The sequence below is a fragment of the Aeromicrobium camelliae genome (assembly GCF_003850045.1).
In the GTDB taxonomy this organism is placed as follows: domain Bacteria; phylum Actinomycetota; class Actinomycetes; order Propionibacteriales; family Nocardioidaceae; genus Aeromicrobium; species Aeromicrobium camelliae.
The window spans coordinates 37,881-59,882 of the sequence record NZ_RQJX01000006.1 but is presented as its reverse complement, the minus strand read 5'-3'; the positions used below and the strand labels follow the sequence as shown (position 1 = coordinate 59,882).

At 69.1% G+C, this 22,002-nt stretch carries 15 protein-coding genes; 12 read left to right on the top strand and 3 right to left on the bottom strand.

The window, feature by feature from the left end:
* Nucleotides 1–59: 59 nt before the first annotated feature.
* The 9 genes from EHW97_RS15510 (at nucleotide 60) to EHW97_RS06235 (ending at nucleotide 14,342) form a co-directional block, all read left to right on the top strand.
* Nucleotides 60–2,072 carry an APC family permease gene (locus EHW97_RS15510; protein ID WP_124236314.1) on the top strand — a complete coding sequence of 671 codons (2,013 nt, stop codon included), beginning with the start codon at nucleotides 60–62 and terminating at the stop codon, nucleotides 2,070–2,072.
* Between the two features lie 77 nt (nucleotides 2,073–2,149).
* Nucleotides 2,150–3,277, top strand: a complete 1,128-nt coding sequence (locus EHW97_RS06275) for a class I SAM-dependent RNA methyltransferase (protein WP_424922779.1) — start codon at nucleotides 2,150–2,152, stop codon at nucleotides 3,275–3,277.
* A 96-nt stretch (nucleotides 3,278–3,373) separates the two neighbouring features.
* Nucleotides 3,374–6,019, top strand: a complete 2,646-nt coding sequence (locus tag EHW97_RS06265) for an SCO7613 C-terminal domain-containing membrane protein (protein WP_166367407.1) — start codon at nucleotides 3,374–3,376, stop codon at nucleotides 6,017–6,019.
* 137 nt (nucleotides 6,020–6,156) lie between these two features.
* The gene (locus tag EHW97_RS06260; RefSeq protein ID WP_124236310.1) at nucleotides 6,157–9,009 is read left to right on the top strand and encodes an aconitate hydratase; all 2,853 of its coding nucleotides are present in this window, start codon (nucleotides 6,157–6,159) and stop codon (nucleotides 9,007–9,009) included.
* 91 nt (nucleotides 9,010–9,100) lie between these two features.
* Nucleotides 9,101–9,604 (top strand): flavin reductase family protein, encoded by a 504-nt coding sequence (locus EHW97_RS06255; protein WP_124236309.1) that lies wholly within the window; start codon nucleotides 9,101–9,103, stop codon nucleotides 9,602–9,604.
* A gap of 9 nt (nucleotides 9,605–9,613) precedes the next feature.
* Nucleotides 9,614–10,588: an SMP-30/gluconolactonase/LRE family protein gene (locus tag EHW97_RS06250; RefSeq protein WP_124236308.1), complete on the top strand. Its 975-nt coding sequence runs from the start codon at nucleotides 9,614–9,616 to the stop codon at nucleotides 10,586–10,588.
* Nucleotides 10,589–10,644: 56 nt separating this feature from the next.
* Nucleotides 10,645–12,540, top strand: a complete 1,896-nt coding sequence (gene dxs, locus EHW97_RS06245) for a 1-deoxy-D-xylulose-5-phosphate synthase (protein WP_124236307.1) — start codon at nucleotides 10,645–10,647, stop codon at nucleotides 12,538–12,540.
* A 74-nt stretch (nucleotides 12,541–12,614) separates the two neighbouring features.
* Complete coding sequence (locus EHW97_RS06240; RefSeq protein WP_243696323.1) at nucleotides 12,615–13,454, top strand: PAC2 family protein; 840 nt, start codon at nucleotides 12,615–12,617, stop codon at nucleotides 13,452–13,454.
* 21 nt (nucleotides 13,455–13,475) lie between these two features.
* Complete coding sequence (locus EHW97_RS06235) at nucleotides 13,476–14,342, top strand: acyl-CoA thioesterase (RefSeq protein ID WP_124236306.1); 867 nt, start codon at nucleotides 13,476–13,478, stop codon at nucleotides 14,340–14,342.
* A gap of 16 nt (nucleotides 14,343–14,358) precedes the next feature.
* Here EHW97_RS06235 and EHW97_RS06230 read toward each other — a convergent pair whose 3' ends face one another.
* Both EHW97_RS06230 and EHW97_RS06225 read right to left on the bottom strand, forming a co-directional pair.
* Nucleotides 14,359–15,204 (bottom strand): MaoC family dehydratase, encoded by an 846-nt coding sequence (locus tag EHW97_RS06230; RefSeq protein ID WP_124236305.1) that lies wholly within the window; start codon nucleotides 15,202–15,204, stop codon nucleotides 14,359–14,361.
* A gap of 1 nt (nucleotide 15,205) precedes the next feature.
* Entirely contained in the window at nucleotides 15,206–16,546 is a 1,341-nt protein-coding gene (locus tag EHW97_RS06225) for a 3-oxoacyl-ACP reductase (RefSeq protein WP_124236304.1), read from the bottom strand.
* A gap of 120 nt (nucleotides 16,547–16,666) precedes the next feature.
* Here EHW97_RS06225 and EHW97_RS06220 point away from each other — a divergent pair, with 120 nt between their 5' ends.
* Nucleotides 16,667–17,977 (top strand): acetyl-CoA C-acetyltransferase, encoded by a 1,311-nt coding sequence (locus EHW97_RS06220; RefSeq protein ID WP_124236303.1) that lies wholly within the window; start codon nucleotides 16,667–16,669, stop codon nucleotides 17,975–17,977.
* A gap of 24 nt (nucleotides 17,978–18,001) precedes the next feature.
* Here the strand turns inward: EHW97_RS06220 and EHW97_RS06215 are convergent, their stop codons facing one another.
* Nucleotides 18,002–18,673, bottom strand: coding sequence for a TetR/AcrR family transcriptional regulator (locus tag EHW97_RS06215; protein ID WP_124236302.1), 672 nt, complete (start codon nucleotides 18,671–18,673; stop codon nucleotides 18,002–18,004).
* A 51-nt stretch (nucleotides 18,674–18,724) separates the two neighbouring features.
* Between EHW97_RS06215 and uvrB the strand changes: the two genes are divergently transcribed.
* Nucleotides 18,725–20,809: an excinuclease ABC subunit UvrB gene (uvrB, locus tag EHW97_RS06210; protein ID WP_124236301.1), complete on the top strand. Its 2,085-nt coding sequence runs from the start codon at nucleotides 18,725–18,727 to the stop codon at nucleotides 20,807–20,809.
* 181 nt (nucleotides 20,810–20,990) lie between these two features.
* On the top strand, nucleotides 20,991–22,001 hold the full coding sequence (locus EHW97_RS06205) for a TerC family protein (RefSeq protein ID WP_124236300.1): 1,011 nt from the start codon (nucleotides 20,991–20,993) through the stop codon (nucleotides 21,999–22,001).
* Nucleotide 22,002 lies beyond the last annotated feature (1 nt).

Below are 22,002 nucleotides of genomic sequence, written 5' to 3'. Positions count from 1 at the left end.
ATGGGCGTCACCACCGGCTCCCGTGGTTTTTGCCGCCGCACGGGCATACGATCTGGCGAGTGAGCATCACCGGCGCCGTCAAACGGGCGTTGATCGGTCGCAAGCTGCGCAGCGCGCAGCTCGGCGAAACACTGCTACCCAAGCGCACCGCTCTTCCCGTGTTCGCGAGCGATGCCCTGTCGTCCGTGGCCTATGCGCCGGACGAGATCTTCCTGACCCTCTCGCTCGGTGGTTTGTCGGCCTACGCGTTCAACTGGCAGATCGGGTTGTGCGTCGTCGTCGTGATGTTGACGGTCGTCGCGTCCTACCGCCAGAACGTCCACGCGTACCCGTCCGGCGGCGGCGACTACGAAGTGGCGACCGTGAACCTGGGGCCGAGCGCGGGCCTGACGGTCGCGAGCGCCCTGCTGGTCGACTACATCCTGACCGTGGCAGTGTCGATCTCCTCGGGCGTGCAGAACGCGACGGCGGCGTTGCCGTGGCTCAACGGCCACGAGGCGACGGCGGGAGCTCTGCTCGTGCTGGCGCTCATGGCGGTGAACCTGCGCGGAGTCAAGGAGTCGGGCACAGCGTTCGCGATCCCCACCTACCTGTTCATGGGCGCGATCGCCGTGATGGCGATCTGGGGTTACGTGCGTTATGCCACAGGGGACCTTCCCCGGGTCGAGAGCGCGGCCTTCGAGATCGCCCCCGAGGCGCAGTTCGAGGGTGCTGTGACGGGGCTCGCCATGGCGTTCCTGCTGGCGCGGGCCTTCTCGTCCGGCTGCGCCGCACTCACCGGCGTCGAGGCGATCAGCAACGGCGTGCCGGCCTTCCGCAAACCGAAGAGCCGCAACGCCGCCACCACGCTGCTGCTGCTCGGTTCGATCTCCATCGCGATGCTGATGAGCATCATCGTGCTCGCCGACCTCATGCACCTGCGGTACGTCGAGGATCCCGCGCACCAGTTGCTGCGCGACGGCGAACCGCTCGGCCACGACTCCGGTTACGTGCAGGACACGGTGATCGGCCAGCTGGCGAAGGCGCTCTACGCGGACTTCCCGCCGCTGTTCTATCTCACCATCGCCTGTACGGGCATCATCTTGATCCTGGCGGCGAACACCGCCTTCAACGGGTTCCCCGTCCTCGGCTCGATTCTCGCCCGCGACGGCTATCTGCCGCGGCAGATGCACACCCGCGGTGACCGGCTGGCGTTCAGCAACGGCATCGTCATGCTGGCCCTCGCCGCCGTCGTGCTGATCCTCGTGTTCGACGCCGAGGTCACACGCCTCATCCAGATGTACATCGTCGGCGTGTTCGTGTCGTTCACGCTCAGCCAGCTCGGGATGATCCGTCACTGGTCCCGCCTTCTCGCGACCGAGACGGATCCCGGCGAGCGGCGCCGCATGCTGCGGTCGCGCGCCATCAACACCTTCGGTCTCACGATGACGGGGACCGTGCTGGTGATCGTCCTGATCACCAAGTTCCTCGCGGGCGCATGGATCGCGATCAGCGCCATGGTCGCGCTGTTCGTCATGATGCGCGCCATCCATCGCCACTACCGCCGCGTGGCCGAGGAACTGGCGATCGACGACAGCGACGTCACGTTGCCCTCGCGCGTGCATGGGATCGTCCTGGTGAGCAAGGTTCACAAGCCGACGATGCGCGCGATCGCCTATGCCCGCGCCGCGCAGCCGAGCCGGCTAGAAGCGGTCACGGTCGAGCTCGACGCCGAGGAGACCGCCGAGGTGCTGCGGCAGTGGGACGAGCACCGGGTGCCTGTGCCGCTGACGGTTCTCGATTCGCCGTACCGCGAGATCGTGCGACCGATCGTGAGGTACGTGAAGACGCTCCGGTCGGAGAGCCCGCGCGATGCCGTGACGGTCTACATCCCCGAGTACGTGGTGGGTCGCTGGTGGGAGCAGCTGCTGCACAACCAGACCGCCTTGCGTCTCAAGAGCAGACTGTTGTTCATGCCCGGAGTCATGGCGGTCAGCGTCCCCTACCAGTTGCGGTCGGCGCACCACGCGCACCCGCTCGACGACCGTCCCGCTGCCGGCGACGTGCGCCGGGGCATCCGGCCGCGCCGGTGAACGCCGAGTTGCCCGTCGTCGAGGTGGGGCCGGTGGCTCACGGCGGTCACTGTGTCGCGCGGCTGGACGGACAGGTCGTGTTCGTACGTCATGCGCTGCCGGGCGAACGTGTGCGGATCGCGATCACCGAACGCACGAAGCGCTTCCTGCGGGCCGACGCGGTCGAGGTGCTCGAGGCCGCACCCGACCGGGTGACTCCACCGTGTCCCTTCGCGGGCACGTGCGGCGGCTGCGATTTCCAGCACGTCAGCCCCGAAGGCCAGCGGCGTCTGCTCGGCCAGGTAGTCCGCGAGCAACTGCAGCGGCTCGCCGGGCTCGAGTGGGACGTGGAGGTCGAGGCCGTTCAGCCCGAGGGCCTCGGCTGGCGCACCCGCGTCACCTACGCGGTGGACGAGTCCGGACGCGCCGGGTTGCGGCGTCATCGCGATCACGCGGTCGTGCCGATCGACCGGTGCCGGATCGCCCACCCCGATGCTCCGCCCGTTCCGGCTGCGCGATGGGACGGCGGCCCCGTCGAATCCGTCATCTCGTCCACGGGGGAGAGGGTCCTCGTCACCGACGCCGAGGTCCCCGGCGATCTCGGGCCTGTCCACGGTGTGGTGGGGCGCGACGGTGAGGTGCGGGCGGGCAGCGGCACACTGCACGAGACGGTGCACGGCCGGACGTTCCACGTGTCCGGGTCGGGGTTCTGGCAGGTCCATCCGCGAGCCGCGGAGACCCTCGTCGACGCTGTCCTCGTCGGGGCTCAGGTGCAACCCGGGGATCGCGTGCTCGACCTCTACGCCGGCGCCGGTCTCTTCTCGGCCTTCCTCGCCGAAGCGGCCGGCCCGCGAGGTGAGGTGGTGAGCGTCGAGGGTGCCCGGTCCGGGCATGAGGACGCACGAGTGAACCTCGCGGAGTTCGAGCAGGCGACCGTGCAGCGTGCGCCGGTGGAGAAGGCTCTCGCTCGTGGTTGGCTCGGTGGATCAGCCGACGTCGTGGTGCTCGACCCGCCCCGCGCGGGAGCCAAGAACGCGGTGGCGCCCATCGCAGCCCTCGGCGCGCGCACGGTCGTCTACGTCGCCTGCGATCCGGCGGCGTTGGCGCGCGATCTCAAGACGTTCATCGAGCACGGCTACGATGTGCGCTCGGTGCGCGCTTTCGCGCTCTTCCCCATGACACACCACGTCGAGTGCGTGGCCGTGCTTGCTCCCGCCGAGCGTTGACGAGAGGGTAATCCGGTGAAGTACGCAGACTCGCACGCCTGCCCCGGCTGTCGAGGCCACATCTCCGGACACCCTCACTGTCCCCACTGCGGGCTCGTGCTCACGGGTCCCTCCGCCACGGAGCTGTGGCAGCAGATGGAGCGTCTCGACGCGCTCGTCGCGCAGGTGCGCGGGTACAGTCCGCAGCCTCCGATGCCGCCCCAGGTCGCGCCCGCGTCGTCGAGGCTGGTGAAGTACGCGGACCCGCACGCCTGCCCCGACTGCCGTGGCTGGATCTCCGGCCACACCCAGTGTCCTCATTGCGGGCTTGCGCTGACGGGGCCCGGGGCGACGGAGCTGTGGCGGCAGATGGAGCGTCTCGACGCGCTCGTCGCGCAGGCACGGCAGACCCGCCCTCAGCCGCCCGCGACGGCGGTCGTCGCGCCGACCGCGCCTCCCGCATCGTCTGCTGCGGCCGTGCCCCCGCAAGCACCGTCGCCTGCGGCGTCGGCTCCCGCGGCCTGGGCTCCGCCGCCGGCGCCTCCCGTCGCGCCGACCGCTCCGCAGGCGTCCTCGTTGCCACCGTTCCCAGGATCGATGCCCCCGCAGGCGACGGCGCAGGAGCCGCGCAAGGGGCTCGACGTGGGGTCGGTCATCCTCGCTCTCGGCGCGCTCCTGCTGCTGGTGGCCGCCACCATCTTCATCTCGGTCTCGTGGGATCGGCTCGGACTGTTCGGCCGGTCCATGGCGCTGTTCGCCGCCACGCTCGTGGCCACCGCCGCGGCAGCCTTCACCACCCGTCGTCGTCTCGGAGCGTCGGCCGAGGCCCTGTGGGCCGTGGTCTTCGGCCTCCTGACGCTGGACTGGTTCGCCGCGCGAGCTGAGGGACTCCTCGGGCTCGACGCGATACCGGGCGAGATCTACGTCGGGGGATGGGCGGTCGTTCTCGCGGTCCTCACGATTCCGCTCGCCCGCACCGCCCGTGGGCGCTTGGGACGGCCGTTGGTGCTTCCGCAGATCTACGCGGGCGTCGCGCCGTGGATCGCCGTCCCCGCCGTGCTCGTATACCTGTGGTCCGAGGCCGATTGGACCGCGTTCTGGTCCGGAGCGGTGGCAGCCCTGCTGGCTGCCCTCGTCCTCGCGCTGGCATGGCGCCTTCGCACGACCGTCGCGCTCTGGATCGTGGTGCCGGTCGGGGTGGCCATGGTGCCGTTCCTGGTCGTGGCCGCACTCTCCGAGGCCTTCGCCTCGCCCGACCTCGACGGGCTCGTGCTCGAGGGTCACGGTGCCCCGCTCGCGGTCATCGCGGTCGGAAGCGGCGTCGCCGCGCTGATCATGCCGCGCGGCGCCGCCGGCGCGGCGGCGGTGACGGTGATGACCGCAGGGATCCTCGTCGTCACGGCGGCGGCCGGCGAAGTCTCCGCCACGGTCGCAGCGGTCGTGGCCGCCGTCTTCGTCGCGCTCGGCAGCGTCCTCGTGCGCGGCGCGTCCACGTGGGCGCGTGGTGCTCAGGCCGCGCTCGTGGCGGCGGCAGGCGGCTCGATGTTCGTCGTGCTGATCGGGTGGTCCGAAGCGACGGTCAGCGCGACCGCGATCGCCTCGTTGAGCCTCGGCGCCGCCATCGCCGCCTGGGGAGCTCGCCGGCGGCCGACCCTCGCCCTGCCGTCGCCGCTCGTGCGGCCGCTCGTGCTGGCGATCGTGGTCGTGGGCGTGCTGGCCACCATGTCGGCGACGGACCTGCCCGAGGCCGTCCAGGCCGCTGTCGCGATCGCCGGTGCGGCGTTGATCGCGTGGCGGTTCGTGCACGGCAGCCAGGTCGAGCAGTGGGTCGGTCCTGCTGCCCTGCTGGTGGCACTCGTCCCGGCATCCGGTGATGACGGTGTCGCGGCCTGGGCCTACGCCGCCGTGGCCGTGGCGTTCGGTGTGCTCACTGCCACGACCCGCTGGGACCTCGTGGGCGCCGTCAGCGGCGTGCTGACCGCACTGACCGGCGCGGTGGCCGGCGTGGCGTTGGCGAACTCGGCCGGACTCGACACCCGTGCGGTCTCGTTGTGGCTCACGCTCGCCGGAGTCGCGGCGTTCGGCGTCGCGAGCTGGTTCGTAGAGTCCCTCGTACGCCGCATTCCGCTCGAGGTGGTGGCGGCTGTCCTCGCATTCGCCGGCGTGCTGGCCGGACTGGATGTCCGGGACGCCTCCTGGATGGCGTTGCTGTTCCTCGTGCTCGCCCTCAGCCTGTTCGCCGCGGCGGCCGATGTCGCCGACCGGCGCTGGTTCGCCGTGCCTGCGATCGTGCTGGCCGTGCTGGCCTGGATCTGCTTCATCGTGGGCGAAGAGGTCACAGCGGTCGAGGCCTTCACCGTTCCCCTCGCGGCGGTCGCGCTCGGCATCGGTGCGTGGTTCATGGCGCGCGACGCGTCCGTACGCTCCGTTCCCGCCCTCGGCGTCGGCCTGGCGCTGGCGGTGTTGCCCTCCTTGCCGCAGGCATTGGCCGACCCGACGAGCTTGCGCGCCATCCTGCTCGGTGGTGCCGCCGTCGTCGCCTTGACGGTCGGCTGGTGGCGTTCGTGGCAGGCGCCTTTCCTCGTGGGGGCGCTCGTTCTGGCCCTCCTCGTGGTCGTCAACCTCTGGCCGCTGGCGATGGCCGTGCAGCGCTGGGCGCTCTTCGGCGTGCTCGGTGTCGTGCTCCTCGTGATCGGCGTAACGTGGGAGTCCCGGGTGCGGCAGGGCCGTGCCGCCCTCCGGGTCGTCGGCTCCATGCGGTGACCCCCGGCGGTAAGGGCAACCTTCGTTGAAGGCCCCGCCGCGGCAAGGTATCTTGATGTCAAGATATTGCGTCGGCCTCCGTGATGCGCGGAACCGAAAGGTCGGCAGGATGGGTCAAGACACGCGAAGGAGAGACGATGAGCGTCGACAGTTTCCAAGCCAAGGACACCCTCCAAGTCGGTGATTCGTCCTACGACTACTACCGACTGGATGCGGTGCAGGGGGAGGGGCTCGACGTCGCCTCCCTGCCGTTCAGTCTCAAGATCCTCCTCGAGGCGCTCCTGCGCACCGAGGACGGAGCGGACATCACCGCCGACGACATCAAGGCGCTGGCCGGATGGGACCCGACCGCGGAGCCGAGCAAGGAGATCCAGTTCACGCCCGCCCGCGTGATCATGCAGGACTTCACCGGCGTCCCGTGCGTCGTCGACCTCGCCACTATGCGTGAGGCGATGGCCGAACTCGGCGGCGACCCCAGCAAGATCAACCCGCTCGCCCCGGCCGAGATGGTCATCGACCACTCCGTCATCGCCGACGTGTTCGGCACCCCCGAGGCGTTCGAGCGCAACGTCGAGATCGAGTACGAGCGCAACGGCGAGCGCTACAAGTTCCTGCGCTGGGGCCAGGGCGCCTTCAGCGACTTCAAGGTGGTGCCCCCGGGCACCGGCATCGTCCACCAGGTCAACATCGAGCACCTCGCTCGCGTCGTCTTCACCCGTGAGGCCGACGGCTCGGTCGTGGCGTACCCCGACTCCTGCGTCGGCACCGACTCGCACACCACCATGGTCAACGGCCTCGGCGTCGTCGGCTGGGGCGTCGGCGGCATCGAGGCCGAGGCGGCGATGCTCGGTCAGCCGATCAGCATGCTGATCCCGCGCGTCGTCGGCTTCAAGCTGTCCGGCGAGCTCCCCGAAGGTGCCACCGCGACCGACCTCGTGCTCACGATCACCGAGATGCTCCGTCAGCACGGCGTCGTCGGCAAGTTCGTCGAGTTCTACGGCTCGGGCGTCGGTGCCGTGCCGCTGGCCAACCGCGCCACGATCGGCAACATGAGCCCGGAGTACGGCTCCACCGTCGCCATCTTCCCGATGGACGAGGAGACCACGAAGTACCTCGAGCTCACCGGACGCAGCCCCGAGCAGATCGCTCTCGTCGAGGCCTACGCCAAGGCCCAGGGCCTGTGGCACGACCCGGACCGCGAGCCCCGCTACTCGGAGTACCTCGAGCTGGACCTCGCCGACGTCGTCCCGTCGATCGCCGGCCCGAAGCGTCCTCAGGACCGCGTCAACCTCTCGGACGCGAAGGCCGGGTTCCGCGGAGCCCTGGCCGACTACGTCTCCGAGGACGTCGACGGCGACCGCAAGCCCGGTGTGCCGCCGGCCGCCAACGAGGAGACCGGCTACGACGAGGCCGTCGCCGAGACGTTCCCGGCGTCCGACCCGGTGTCCAGCCATGACGACGGCAAGAGCGCGCCGAAGGACTACCTGTCCTGCGTGCCGGCCGACGGCGGCCGCCCGAGCAACCCGATCGACGTCACCCTCGAGGACGGGACCAGCTTCACGCTCGACCACGGTGCCGTGACGATCGCGGCGATCACCTCGTGCACCAACACGTCCAACCCGTCGGTCATGATCGGCGCGGCGCTGCTCGCCAAGAAGGCCGTCGAGAAGGGCCTGCAGCGCAAGCCGTGGGTCAAGACCACGCTCGCGCCCGGCTCCAAGGTCGTCTCGGACTACTACGAGCGTGCCGGCCTGACGCCGTACCTGGACAAGCTCGGCTTCAACCTCGTCGGCTACGGCTGCACTACCTGCATCGGCAACTCCGGTCCGCTGATCCCCGAGGTCAGCGCCGCCGTCAACGAGAACGACCTCGCCGTCGTCTCGGTGCTGTCGGGCAACCGCAACTTCGAGGGCCGCATCAACCCGGACGTCAAGATGAACTACCTGGCGTCGCCGCCGCTCGTCGTGGCCTACGCGCTCGCCGGGTCGATGGACCTCGACATCACCACCGAGCCGCTCGGCCTCGACAGCGAGGGCAACGAGGTCTACCTCAAGGACATCTGGCCGAGCCCGGCCGAGGTCGAGGAGGTCATCGCGTCCTCGATGAGCGCCGACACCTTCAAGTCCGAGTACGCCGACGTGTTCGCCGGTGACGAGCGCTGGCAGAACCTGCCGACGCCCGAGGGCGACACCTTCGCGTGGGACGAGGACTCGACCTACGTCCGCAAGGCGCCGTACTTCGAGGGCATGGAGCGTGAGCCCCAGCCGGTCGAGGACGTCACCGGAGCCCGCGTGCTGCTGAAGCTCGGCGACTCCGTCACGACCGACCACATCAGCCCCGCTGGTGCGATCAAGAAGGACAGCCCTGCCGGCCAGTACCTGATGGAGCACGGCGTCCAGCCGCGCGACTTCAACTCGCTGGGCTCGCGTCGCGGCAACCACGAGGTCATGATCCGCGGCACCTTCGCCAACATCCGTCTGCGCAACCAGATCGCCCCGGGCACCGAGGGTGGCTTCACGCGCGACTTCACCGCCGGTGGCGAGGTCACCACGGTGTTCGACGCGGCGCAGAACTACCAGGCCGCCGGCACCCCGCTGGTCGTCCTGGCCGGCAAGGAGTACGGCTCGGGCTCGTCGCGCGACTGGGCGGCCAAGGGCACGGCGCTGCTGGGCATCAAGGTCGTCATCGCCGAGTCGTACGAGCGCATCCACCGCTCCAACCTCATCGGCATGGGCGTCCTCCCGCTGCAGTTCCCGCAGGGCGAGAACGCCGAGTCGCTCGGGCTGACCGGTGAAGAGGTCTTCTCGTTCTCCGGCGTGACCGAACTGAACGAGGGCCGCACGCCCAAGACGGTCAAGGTCACCGCCGAGGGCGAGAACGGCACGATCGAGTTCGACGCGGTCGTGCGCATCGACACGCCCGGTGAGGCGAACTACTACCGCAACGGCGGCATCATGCCGTACGTGCTCCGCTCGCTGCTCGACAACTGAGCGACGACACCACGAGGGCCCCGGCGACTGTCGCCGGGGCCCTCGTGCGTCATCACGCCCGTCGGTGACACCTCGTCGTTACCCTGGCGGCGTGACGATCCACAGCGACCACCCGTTCGTGCCGCCCGAGTCCGACCGCGACGTCGTGCGGCGGTTCCGCGGGCGCCTCGCCGCGCCGGTCACGGTCGTCGCGACGGGGGAGGGCCGCGACCGCAGCGGGCTGACCGTCTCTTCGCTCGTGATCGTCGACGGCCCCCAGGCCCGGGTCGTCGCCTTCATCGACCCGGACTCCGAGCTCGGTGAGGCGGTGGACGTCGGGACCTTCGTCACCGTCTCGCTGCTCTCCGGCGGCGACCAGTTCCTCGCCGACGCGTTCGCGGGGCTCGCGCCGGCACCGGGAGGTGCATTCCGGTTGGGCGCCTGGGATGACACGGCGTGGGGACCCGCGCTCGCGCAGCGATCTTGGCTGGGCGCACGCATCGAGGGCGTGCGTGAACTCGGGTACGCGCTCGAGCTCGTCGCCGTCATCGAGCACGCGGAGATCCACGGTGACGAGGGGCTCGTTCACGTGCGGGGGCGCTACCGCAGCAGCTAGGGTGCGGCCATGGCCAAGCCGTCGATCGACCCGCAGCGCTGGCGGCCTCCCGTAGCGGATCCCTCCGAGCCGAGCGCAGCGCACCTGGCGCACGTGCACCCGGTCTCTGGCAAGGGGCCGGAGGACGTTCTCGTTCTCGCCGACGGCAGCGTGCTCACGGGCCTGGAGGACGGTCGGATCGTCCGCGTCGACCCGGAGTCCGGGCGCGAGCACCCCGTGGTGGACACGGGAGGCCGGCCGTTCGGGCTGGAGATGCATCCCGACGGTGGCGTCGTCGTGTGCGATGGGTTCCGCGGACCGCTGCATCTCAGCGACGACGGCACCCTCACGACGCTGCTGGATCGGGTCGAGGGCGTGGCGCTGAAGTTCTGCAACAACGCCGCGGTCGCCGCGGACGGGACGATCTTCTTCAGCGACTCGACGCGCAAGTTCGGCCCGTTCGACTGGCGTGCGGATCTGCTGGAGCACCGGCCGACCGGCAGGTTGCTGCGGCGTGACCCGGACGGTCGCGTCGACGTGCTGCTCGACGGGCTCGCGTTCGCCAACGGCGTCGCGCTCACGCCAACCGAGGACGCAGTCATCGTGGCCGAGACCGCGGGCTACGTCCTGCGACGCGTGGACCTGGCCAGCGGGGCGGTCACCCAGTTCGGCCCGGTGCTCACCGGGTTCCCGGACAACATCGCCCTCGGCGACGACGGGCTGATCTGGGTCACGATCGCCTCGCCCCGTGACCCCGCGCTCGACACCTTGCTGCCGCGTGCGCCGTGGATGCGCTCGGTGGTGTGGTCGTTACCGGACCGCTTCCAGCCCCAGCCGAAGTCGACGATCCACGTGCAGGCCTACGAGCCGACAACTGGTCGCCGCGTGCACGATGTCGAGACATCGCACCCGGATTTCGGCATGGTCACCGGCGTGCGGAAGGCGGGGAACCGCGTGTGGCTCGGCAGCCTCGAGTCGCGCGCGATCGCGGCGCTGTCGTGGTGACGGCACGAGCGTCGGGCTGACCGGGCACCGTGGGGTCGGCTCGTTACGATGGAGCAATGGCCAGCGTGCTCCGTTCCCTCTCCGGTCCCACGGACCTGCGGCGGCTGGGCGACGCCGAGCTCACCGAACTCGCCACCGAGATCCGCCAGCTGCTGCTCGAGTCGGTCGCCGCCAACGGCGGGCACCTCGGCCCGAACCTCGGTGTCGTCGAACTCACCATCGCCCTGCACCGCGTCTTCGAGTCCCCCCGGGACCGCATCGTGTGGGACACCGGGCACCAGTCGTACGTGCACAAGATGCTGACCGGCCGCGCCGACGGTTTCGCGACATTGCGCCAGGAGGGCGGCCTGTCCGGCTACCCCTCGCGCAGCGAATCCGACCACGACTGGGTGGAGAACTCGCACGCTTCCACCTCCCTCTCGTACGCCGACGGCCTCGCTCGCGCCTATCAGCTCCAGGGCCGTGACGACCACGTGGTGGCCGTCATCGGCGACGGTGCGCTGACCGGCGGCATGGCCTGGGAGGCGATCAACAACATCGCCGCCGACCCGCATCGCCGGGTGGTCATCGTCGTCAACGACAACGGCCGCTCCTACACGCCGACGGTCGGCGGACTCGCCAACAAGCTCACCGAGATCCGCACCAACCCGCGTTACGAGCCGACGCTCACGGCGATCCGCGAACGCCTCACGTCCGGGCACCGCATCGGCGAGGTGGCCTACGAGGCCCTCCACGCGGTGAAGAAGGGCGTCAAGGACGCACTCGCGCCCCAGGGCATGTTCGAGGATCTCGGCATCAAATACATCGGCCCTGTCGACGGCCACGACCGCACCGCCATGGAGCAGGCGCTCCTGGCGGCCAAACGCTTCGGCGGGCCCGTGCTCGTGCACGCCATCACCACCAAGGGTCAGGGCTACGACATCGCGGTGGCCAACGAGAACGACCAGATGCACCAGTCGCATCCGTTCGACCTCGCGACCGGCGAGGCGACGACCGTCGCACCCGCGGGCTGGACGTCGGTGTTCCGCGACGAGATCGTGCGCATCGCCGACGAGCGCCCCGACGTCGTCGGCATCACCGCCGCCATGCTCTACCCGGTCGGCCTGGACGCGTTCGCCGACAAGTTCCCCGACCGCGTCTTCGATGTCGGCATCGCCGAGCAGCACGCGGTGACCAGCGCCGCGGGCCTGGCGATGGGCGGCTTGCACCCGGTCGTCGCGGTGTACGCGACGTTCCTCAACCGCGCCTTCGATCAGGTGCTGCTCGACGTCGCACTACACCGTTGCGGCGTCACCTTCGTCCTCGATCGTGCGGGAGTCACCGGCGACGACGGCGCGAGCCACAACGGCATGTGGGACCTCTCGCTGCTGCAGCTCGTCCCCGGTCTCCACCTGGCCGCTCCGCGTGACGGCGGCCAGCTGCGCGAACTCCTGCGCGAGGCGGTCGCCATCGACGACGCGCCGAGCGTGGTGCGTTTCGCCAAGGGCGCCGTTGGACCTGACATCGAGGCTGTCGACCGGGTCGGCACCATCGACGTCCTGCGTCGCGACGCCGCTGCCGACGTGCTGTTCGTCGGCGTCGGGCCGCTCGCACAGGTCGCTCTCGACGCCGCCGACCACCTCGCCGTCGACGGCGTCGCCAGCACCGTGGTCGATCCGCGCTGGGTCAAGCCGCTCGACCCGGCGATCACCGACCTCGCCCGCCGTCACCGGATCGTGGTCACGGTCGAGGACAACGGCCGCCAGGGCGGTGTCGGCGCGACCGTCGCGCAGACCTTGCACGATGCCGGGGTGTCCGTCCCCGTGCGGATCCACGGCATCACCCAGGAGTTCCTCGACCACGCGAAGCGTGGCGTCATCTTGGAGCGCCTGGGCTTGACGCCGGACGCGGTCGCCAGCGACACGCGGTCGGCACTGTCGGGACTCGACACGGGGAATACTCAACAGGGGTGAGAGCGTTGACGCCGAAGTGGTTCTCATCGAATCGTCCATCCCGGGACCGCTCGCCTCGGCGTGAGCCGGGCCCGGTGCTGATCCACGTCCTCGAAGGCTTCCTGAGCGCCGGTTCCTCCGCGACCCTCGCCGCCGCGCAGTTGCGCGGCAAGGACAGCGAAGTCGTGTACGAGTTCGATCTCGACCCGATCTACGACTATCGCGCCCGCCGACCGCCGATCGTGTTCGACGGCGACCATTACCGCGACTACGAGGAGCCCCGCCTCGCCATCACCCGCGAGCACGACCTCCAAGGTCGCGAGTTCCTGCTGCTCTCCGGTCCCGAGCCTGACTTCGGCTGGGAGCACTTCGTGGACGAGGTCATCAGCGTCGCGGAGCGCGAGAACGTCTCGCTGACGGTCGGCCTCGGCGCCGTCCCGATGGGCGTGCCGCACACTCGCCCGCCCATGATCACCGCGCACGCCACCCGCCCCGAGCTGGTCGACCGCCGCAACCTGTGGGAGGCGGAGATCACCATCCCGTCCTCGGCGCAGACGCTGCTGGAGTACCGGCTCGGCCAGCGCGGGCACGACGCCATCGGGTACGTCGTGCACGTGCCGCACTACCTCACCCAGGTCGAGTACCCCACGGCGGCCATCGCGCTACTGGAGGCCCTGGCCGTCCGGCTCGGACTCGCCTTCGATCTGGAGACGTTGCGCGCGGCGCAGCCCGAGGCCATCGCCCAGATCGACGAGCAGATCGCCGAGCAGCACGGCGAGGAGGTGCTGACCGGCCTGGAACAGCAGTACGACGCCTTCGCCCGTGGCGCCGCGCGCTCGCTCCTGGAGGACGACGACCGGCTGCCCAGCGGCGAGGAGCTCGCGTCCCAGCTCGAGCGTTTCCTGGCCCAACACCGAGGCGACGACCCGAGCTGACCGGCCGATAGGATCGGGCTCGTGCCTGCGTCAGTCAATGAAGTCGTCGAACTGCTGGAGCTTGAGCCCCTCGAGGTCGGACTCTTCCGCGGTTCCCAGCCGCGGAACTCACGGCTGCGTCGCGTGTTCGGCGGGCAGGTCGCGGCGCAGGCGACGATGGCCGCGCATCTCACCGTGCCCGAGGACCGGCAGCTGCACTCGCTGCACGCGTACTTCATCCTCGGCGGCGACCCGGCGATTCCGATCGTCTACGACGTGGAGAACGTCCGCGACGGGCGATCGTTCACCACGCGTCGCGTCGCGGCCCGCCAGCACGGCGAGATCATCTTCTACATGACCGCCTCGTTCCAGCGGGAGGAGACCGGCTGGGACCACCAGGACGCGATGCCGGACGTGCCCGGCCCGGACGAGGCCACGCCGATGTCGGAGCTGGTCAAGCTCATCGACGCCGAGGCAGCCGACCAGTGGCTCGTCGAATGGGGCGGCTACGACATGCGGTACGTCGGCGACAACCGCGCAGCCGACGATCCGTCGCGCGAGGCGGTTCCCGCCGTGCAACGCATGTGGTTCAAGGCCGCCGGAGAGCTTCCCGATGACGAGGCGATCCACAACGCGGCGTTCACCTACTACAGCGACTTCAGCCTGCTCGGCGCCTCGCTCGTGCCGCACGGGCTCATCATCAGCTCGCCCAAGGTGTCGCCGGCCTCGCTCGACCACACCATCTGGTTCCACCGGCCCTTCCGTACCGACCAGTGGCTGCTGTACGACCAGACCTCGCCGTCGGCGTCCGGTGCTCGCGGCTTCAGCACGGCCAAGGTCTTCACCGAGGACGGCACCCTCGTCGCCTCCGTCGCCCAAGAGGGCCTCATCCGCCAAGCCAAGAAGTAAGCCGACCGCCTGCTGGTCAGTGCGGCACGATGGTGCCGACGAGGTGGGGGAGGGGCTTGCGGGTGCCTCGGACGCCGAAGACGGTCCGGTCACCCTGCTGCTCCAGACCGAACACGACCGTGCTCGGGAGGAGGATCGGCTTCTTGAACTCCACCGTGACGGTGTAGGCGTCGGGAAGGCGCGGGCTGAGTGCTGCGAGGCACTTGGCCTTGGTCCACATCCCGTGCGCGATGTTCCGGGGGAAACCGAACGCCTTGGCGGTGAGCGGATACAGGTGGATCGGGTTGCGATCGCCGGACACGGCGCCGTACGTGCGCCCCAGGTTGCTGGGCAGTTTCCAGTGCACCGGTCCGGTCGGAGCCTCGAGCCCCTCCAGCGGCGGCGTGGTCGGCTCGGGGCCGCTGCCGGACGAGCCGCGGAAGAAGACCGTCATGCTCTCGTCCCACACCAATTCGCTGCCCACCCGGGCCTCGGAGAACAGCTCGACGAGCTGGCCCTTGGGATGCGGCGTCAGCGACGCGGCACGCAATGACAGATCGTAGGTCTCGTCCGGACCGATCGGACGGTGCTGAGTGATGCGGTTGCGCAGGTGCACCGCGCCCATCGGGGTGAACGGGAACGCCGTGTCGGTCATCAGCGTCAGATGCAGTGTGTGCGCGGCGAGGTGCGGATAGGTCGCGGGCAGAGCGGGGGAGAGCGGGAATCCGCACACCTCGCGATACCGCACGAGCGTCGTGTCGGGCAGGCCGCCACGCTCGTGCCGGATACCGGGCAGTTTGCCGATGACCGGGATCGCCGGCAGCGCGGCCTTGAGCAGGAGTGGTGCGCCCGCGGGCGCCGTGTCGAAGGTGCGCGTCGCCATGTCAGGCACCGAGGAAGCCCTGGCCGCACACGCGGACCACGTTGCCGGTGATGGCGCCCGAGCCGGGGTGGCAGTACCAGGCGATGGCCTCGGCGACGTCGACCGGCTGACCGCCCTGCGACAGCGAGCTGAGACGGCGTCCCGCCTCGCGGATGCCGATCGGCATCGTCTTGACCATGTCGGTCTCGATGAAACCGGGGGCGATGGCGTTCACGGTGATGCGCCGGTCGGTGAGCCGGGGTGCGAGGTCCTGGACGAAGCCGATGACGCCGGCCTTGGCCGTGCCGTAGTTGGTCTGGCCGTTGTTGCCGGCGATACCCGCGATCGACGAGATGCCGATGATGCGCCCGCCGTCGCGGATCAGGCCGCGGTTGAGCAGCTCGTCGGTGATGCGCTGCGGCGCGCCCACGCTGACGTCGATGACCTTGTCCCAGTTCTCGGGCTTCATGTTCTTGAGCCGCTTGTCCCGAGTGATTCCCGCGTTGTGCACGACGACGTCGACCCCGTCGCGGAGCTGGTCGGCGATCGTCGCGGGCGCGTCCTCGGTGGTGATGTCGGCGATGATCGAGGAACCGCCGAGTTCGGCCATGAGGGCCGCGAGGTCGTTCTGCAGCGGCGGGACGTCCAGGCCGATGATGCTCGCGCCGTCGCGGTGCAGCGTGCGTGCCATGGCGGCACCAAGGCCGCGCGAGGCCCCCGTGACGAGGGCGACCTTGCCGGCCAGCGGCTTCCGTGGGTCGGTGGGACCGTCGACCGAGGTCAACTCGGTCGTGCCGATCCGGATGACCTGCCCGTCGACGAAGGTCGACTTGGGCGAGAGCAGGAACTGCAACGTCGCGTCCACCGCATCGCGCGACTCCTGGGTGAGGTAGACGAGGTTGGCGGTGCTGCCGTTGGCGCCGATCTCCTTGCCCAGCGAGCGCACGAAGCCTTCGAGTCCCCGCTGAGCGATGGCCGCGCCGGTGGTCCCGGTGCGATCGGGCAGGTGGCCGAGCACCACGATGCGCGCCGAGGGCGCGAGCTGGCGCAGCACGGGAGTGAAGAACTGCTGGATCGCCACCAGTCCCTGAGTGGAGTCGATGCCCGTGGCGTCGAAGACGAGCCCCTTGTACCGGCGGCCCTCGGCGCGCACCGTGGTGGTGTCGATGCCGGCGTGCTTGAGCGTCGTCGGGAGCTGGGGGAGGACGATGCCGTCGTCGGTACCGCCGAGCAGCACCGTGCCGTCAACGAGCGGGCCCGATCCGCGCCACCGCTCGAGCTCCGGAGGATTGGGCAGTCCGATGTTCTTGACGAGGAACTGAGCGATCGGGTTCTGGATCAGCGACTGGTAACGGTCGGTCATCGCGACATGTGTCCTATCTCTCGGATACCATCGGTATCTGAACGCGTTACTGTGACTGTAGCTTGCCGTCCCCGGTGAGTCCACAGCGATGCATCGCCCCTGCGAAGAAAGGTCCTCGTCATGGCGTCTGCGAAGTCAGCACCCCAGCCCGCGGCCGTGCGCCGCGTCGCGGTGATCGGCGGCAACCGCATCCCGTTCGCCCGGTCCAACACCGTGTACGCCGGCGTCTCCAACCAGGAGATGCTCACGGCCGCGCTCAACGGCCTCGTCGAGCGCTTCGGGCTCGAAGGCGAGCGCGCAGGCGAGGTCGTCGCCGGCGCGGTGCTCAAGCACAGCCGCGACTTCAACCTCACCCGGGAGACCGTGCTCGGCTCCAAGCTCTCGCCGGCCACGCCCGCCGTCGACATCCAGCAGGCCTGCGACACGGGCATCCAGGCCACGATCCAGGTCGCCAACAAGATCGCCCTCGGCAAGATCGAGTTCGGCATCGCGGGCGGCACCGACACGACGAGCGACGCCCCGCTCGCCGTCGGCGACTCGCTGCGCAAGATCCTCATCCAGGTCAACGCTGCCAAGGACACGGCCACGCGACTGAAACTGTTGAGCAAGATCCGCCCGCATCATCTCGCTCCGGACCAGCCCCGCAATGAGGAGCCGCGCACCGGGCTCTCGATGGGCGACAGCCAGGCGCTGACCGGTCACGAGTGGGGTGTCACCCGCGAGGCGCAGGACGAACTGGCCGTCGCGTCGCACCGCAACCTCGCCGCCTCGTACGACGAGGGCTGGCAGGACGACCTCGTGACGCCGTTCCTCGGCGTGGAGCGGGACACCAACCTGCGTCCGGACTCCAGCGTCGAGAAGCTCGCGAAGCTCAAGCCGGTGTTCGGTAAGCAGTTGGGCGATGCGGCGACGATGACCGCTGCCAACTCGACGCCGCTGTCCGACGGCGCCTCCACCGTCCTGCTCGCCTCGGAGGACGAGGCGGCGCGCCGCGGCTGGGAGCCGCTGGCCTACATCACCGACTACGAGACCGCCGCTGTCGACTACGTCAACGGCGGCGAAGGCCTGCTCATGGCGCCGGTCTACGCGGTGCCGCGCATGCTCGAGCGCAACGGCCTGAGCCTTCAGGATTTCGACTTCTACGAGATCCACGAGGCCTTCGCGTCCCAGGTGCTCACGACGCTGGCCGCGTGGGAAGACGCCGACTACTGCAAGCAGCGGCTCGGGCTCGACGCTCCGCTCGGATCGATCGACCGCAGCAAGCTCAACGTCAAGGGGTCCTCGCTGGCGGCCGCGCACCCGTTCGCTGCGACCGGCGGCCGGATCGTGGCCAACCTCGCGAAGCTGCTGCACGAGAAGGGATCGGGCCGCGGCCTGATCTCCATCTGCGCGGCGGGCGGCCAAGGCGTCGTCGCGATCCTCGAGGCGTGAGCCCCTCGTCCTGCCGGCGCGCGTTCAGCGCGGGTCGGCAGGACGAGCCGTTCCGACGGCCATCGCGATGAGTGATCGCTTGGCGTGCGCCACGACGTCGTCGAACGGCAGGTCGTCCATGAACGGCAGGCCGGAGCGCAGCGAGCGCACGGACTTCTGGAAGTTGACGAGATTGAGGACGCCGAGCCCCTCGGCGTACAGGATGTTGGACAGCAGCTGCGGATCGGCCACGGCGAACTCGCCGGCGGCGGTGCCGTCCTCGAGTGCTCGCACCACGTGGTTGAGGCACAGGAACATGGCCTGGCCCAGCTCGATGAGCCGCTCCTGGCTGACCTCGTCCACGAGGTCGGTGCCGCGGAACCGCAGCAGCGCTTGCGCGCAGTCGACGAACGCCGGGTACTCGGCGCCGTAGGCGAAGAACGCATCGGCCTGAGCGTCGAGCCGGTCGATGGGGGACTCAGCCCGGGCGTCGGCCTCGGCGATGCGCGACTCGAGTTCGCCGAGGTAGTCGACGAGCGTCATCGCGAAGAGTTCTTCCTTCGTGGTGAAGTGCCGGTAGATGATCGCGCGGTTGATGCCCACCGCTTTGGCGATGTCCTCGATCTGAGCTGCTCGCATGCCGCGCTCATCGAAGAGGCGACGTGTCGCCTCGACGATCTCGCGCGTGCGGCGCGCGCGCCGTTCCTCCGCAGGCATGGGCTCACTGTATCGGCGGCGTTGTCGGTGCCGGTGCGTACGCTGGAGGGTATGAGGTCAGCGGCAGAGATGACGCGCCAGGTGGCGCCGTTCGAGGTCGTCTCGGAGTACGTCCCCGCGGGTGATCAGCCGGCGGCGATCGCCGAGATCACGCGGCGTATCCGCGACGGTGCGCAGGACGTCGTGCTCATGGGCGCGACGGGTACCGGTAAGACCGCGACCACCGCGTGGATCGCCGAGCAGCTCCAGCGGCCGATGCTGGTGCTGCTGCCCAACAAGACCCTCGCCGCGCAGTTCGCCAACGAGCTGCGCGAGCTGCTGCCGAACAACGCCGTCGAGTACTTCGTGTCGTACTACGACTACTACCAACCCGAGGCGTACATCGCGCAGTCCGACACTTACATCGAGAAGGACTCCTCGATCAATGAGGAGGTCGAGCGGCTGCGGCACTCGGCCACGTGGTCGCTGCTGACCCGCCGCGATGTCGTCGTGGTCGCCACGGTCTCCTGCATCTACGGCCTCGGTTCGGCTCAGGAGTACCTCAACCGCATGATCGGCTTCCGCGTGGGTGAGGAGGTCGACCGCGACGAGCTTCTGCGCACGCTGGTCCAGGCGCAGTACGTCCGCAACGACGTGGCCTCCACTCGGGGCACGTTCCGGGTCAAGGGCGACACGGTCGAGATCTTCCCGGTGTACCAGGAGATGGCGGTCCGCATCGAGTTCTTCGGTGACGAGATCGAGCGACTCATGACGCTGCATCCGCTGACTGGCGAGGTGCTCAGCGACGACCAGGAGCTTTACGTGGGTGCCGCCACCCACTACGCGGCCGGCCAGGACGTCATGGCCCGGGCGATCGAGGGCATCAAGGCCGAGCTGGAACAGCGCCTCGCCGTGCTGGAGCGTGAGGGCAAGCTGCTGGAGGCGCAGCGCCTGCGGATGCGCACGACCTACGACATCGAGATGATGGAGCAGGTCGGCACCTGCTCGGGCATCGAGAACTACTCGCTGCACATGGACGGTCGCGCCCCTGGCACGGCGCCGAACTGCCTCCTCGACTACTTCCCCGACGACTTCGTGCTCGTCGTGGACGAGTCGCACGTGACCATCCCGCAGATCGGCGCGATGTACGAGGGCGACATGAGCCGCAAGCGCTCGCTCGTCGAACACGGATTCCGGCTGCCCAGCGCCATGGACAACCGGCCGCTCAAGTGGCCGGAGTTCCTCGAGCGCATCGGTCAGACCATCTACCTGTCGGCCACCCCGGGTGATTACGAACGCGAGAAGGTCGGCGGAGATTTCGTCGAGCAGATCATCCGCCCGACCGGACTGGTCGACCCCGAGGTCATCGTCAAGCCCACCAAGGGCCAGATCGACGATCTCATCGGCGAGATCCGCACGCGGGTGGAGCGCAACGAGCGCGTCCTGGTCACGACGCTCACCAAGAAGATGTCCGAAGACCTCACCGACTACCTCCTCGAGGCGGGCATCCGCACGCGCTATCTGCACAGCGAGGTCGACACGCTGCGCCGCGTCGAACTCCTGCGCGAGCTCCGGCTCGGCGAGTACGACGTGCTGGTCGGCATCAACCTGCTGCGCGAGGGCCTCGACCTCCCCGAGGTCAGCCTCGTGGCGATCCTCGACGCCGATAAGGAGGGCTTCCTGCGCTCCAACCGCTCGCTGATCCAGACCATCGGCCGCGCGGCGCGCAACGTCTCCGGTCAAGTCATCATGTACGCCGACACGATCACCGACTCGATGGAATCGGCCATCGAGGAGACCAACCGCCGGCGTGAGAAGCAGATGGCGTACAACGCCGAGCACGGCATCGATCCGCAGCCGCTGCGCAAGAAGATCGGCGACATCACCGACATGCTCGCGCGTGAGGACGCCGACACCAAGAACCTGCTCGCGGCGACGGGCGATCACCGCCGCAAGGGTGTGGCCGTACCGCTCGGGCAGGCCGGAGACGGAGCGTCCGAGATGCCGTCGGGTGAGCTCGCCTCGCTCATCGATCAGCTCAACGAGCAGATGCACCAGGCGGCCGAGGAGTTGCAGTTCGAGGTGGCTGCGCGCCTCCGTGATGAGATCTCCGATCTCAAGAAGGAGCTGCGCGGGATGCTCGAAGCCGGTGCCTGAACGCACCCGCTCGGGGTGGGCAAACCGCCGGGGGCGCGTACTGTAAGAATGTCGGACGGAGGGGAGTATTCCTTCGTCGCAGTGCCGTCATCACGAGCCTCACGGGAGTGCTCCGGTGCTGTGAGCCGCCACGGCGGTGGAAGAGACCTCCGGTACCCATCACAACCGGAGGACACCTTCCTTGAACGTCACGACGCTCGAATGGGGCATCACCATCGCGGTGACGGTCGGCATCTTGCTGGTCGACATCCTGGTCATCGCCCGCAAACCCCATGAGCCGAGCACCCGCGAGACGTCGATCGCCTTGTCGATCTACGTCGGCCTGGCCATCATCTTCGGCATCTGGGTGTGGATGTTCCACGGGCACGATTACGGCATCGAGTTCTTCGCCGGATGGCTGACCGAGTACAGCCTCTCGATCGACAACCTCTTCATCTTCATCATCATCATGGCGAGCTTCGGGGTGCCGCGGAAGTACCAGCAGGAGGCGCTGCTCGTCGGCATCATCCTGGCCCTGATCTTCCGGGGTATCTTCATCGCCGTCGGTGCCGTGGCGATCAACAACTTCGCCTGGGTCTTCTACCTGTTCGGCGCGTTCCTCATCTACACGGCGATCAAGCTGGCGACCAGCCACGACGACGATGACGACGGCGAGAACGCCGTGGTCCGTTTCGCGCGCAAGCGCTTCAACATGACCGACCAGTGGTCGGGCCTCAAGCTCGTCATGCGCGAGAACGGCAAGCGGGTCATCACGCCGATGGCGCTCGTCATCATCGCGCTCGGCACGACCGACATCATGTTCGCTCTGGACTCGATCCCGGCGATCTTCGGCCTGACGCAGGAGCCGTACATCGTCTTCACGGCTAACGTGTTCGCGCTCATGGGACTGCGCCAGCTGTACTTCTTGCTCGGTGGGCTGCTGCAGCGCCTCGTGTTCTTGTCCTACGGTCTGGCGTTCCTGCTGTTCTACATCGGCGTCAAGCTGCTCCTGCACGCGCTGCACGAGAACGAACTGCCGTTCATCAACGGCGGTGAGCACGTGCCGGTGCCGGAGATCCCGACCCTCATGAGCCTGGGCGTGATCATCGTGACGCTCGCGATCACCGCCGTGGCGAGCCTGTGGTACTCCGCGCGCCACCCGGAGAAGCAGGCCGAGGTGCCCGAGCCGCCGCGGGGTAACCGCCAGGCCTGAT

Excerpts from the sequence above, each read along its gene's own strand:
- EHW97_RS06215 (WP_124236302.1), bottom strand. The coding sequence starts at position 18,673 with ATGCCTGCGGAGGAACGGCGCGCGCGCCGCACGCGCGAGATCGTCGAG.
- uvrB (WP_124236301.1), top strand. The coding sequence starts at position 18,725 with ATGAGGTCAGCGGCAGAGATGACGCGCCAGGTGGCGCCGTTCGAGGTC.
- dxs (WP_124236307.1), top strand. The coding sequence starts at position 10,645 with ATGGCCAGCGTGCTCCGTTCCCTCTCCGGTCCCACGGACCTGCGGCGG.
- EHW97_RS06220 (WP_124236303.1), top strand. The coding sequence starts at position 16,667 with ATGGCGTCTGCGAAGTCAGCACCCCAGCCCGCGGCCGTGCGCCGCGTC.
- EHW97_RS06225 (WP_124236304.1), bottom strand. The coding sequence starts at position 16,546 with ATGACCGACCGTTACCAGTCGCTGATCCAGAACCCGATCGCTCAGTTC.
- EHW97_RS06250 (WP_124236308.1), top strand. The coding sequence starts at position 9,614 with ATGGCCAAGCCGTCGATCGACCCGCAGCGCTGGCGGCCTCCCGTAGCG.
- EHW97_RS06260 (WP_124236310.1), top strand. The coding sequence starts at position 6,157 with ATGAGCGTCGACAGTTTCCAAGCCAAGGACACCCTCCAAGTCGGTGAT.
- EHW97_RS06230 (WP_124236305.1), bottom strand. The coding sequence starts at position 15,204 with ATGGCGACGCGCACCTTCGACACGGCGCCCGCGGGCGCACCACTCCTG.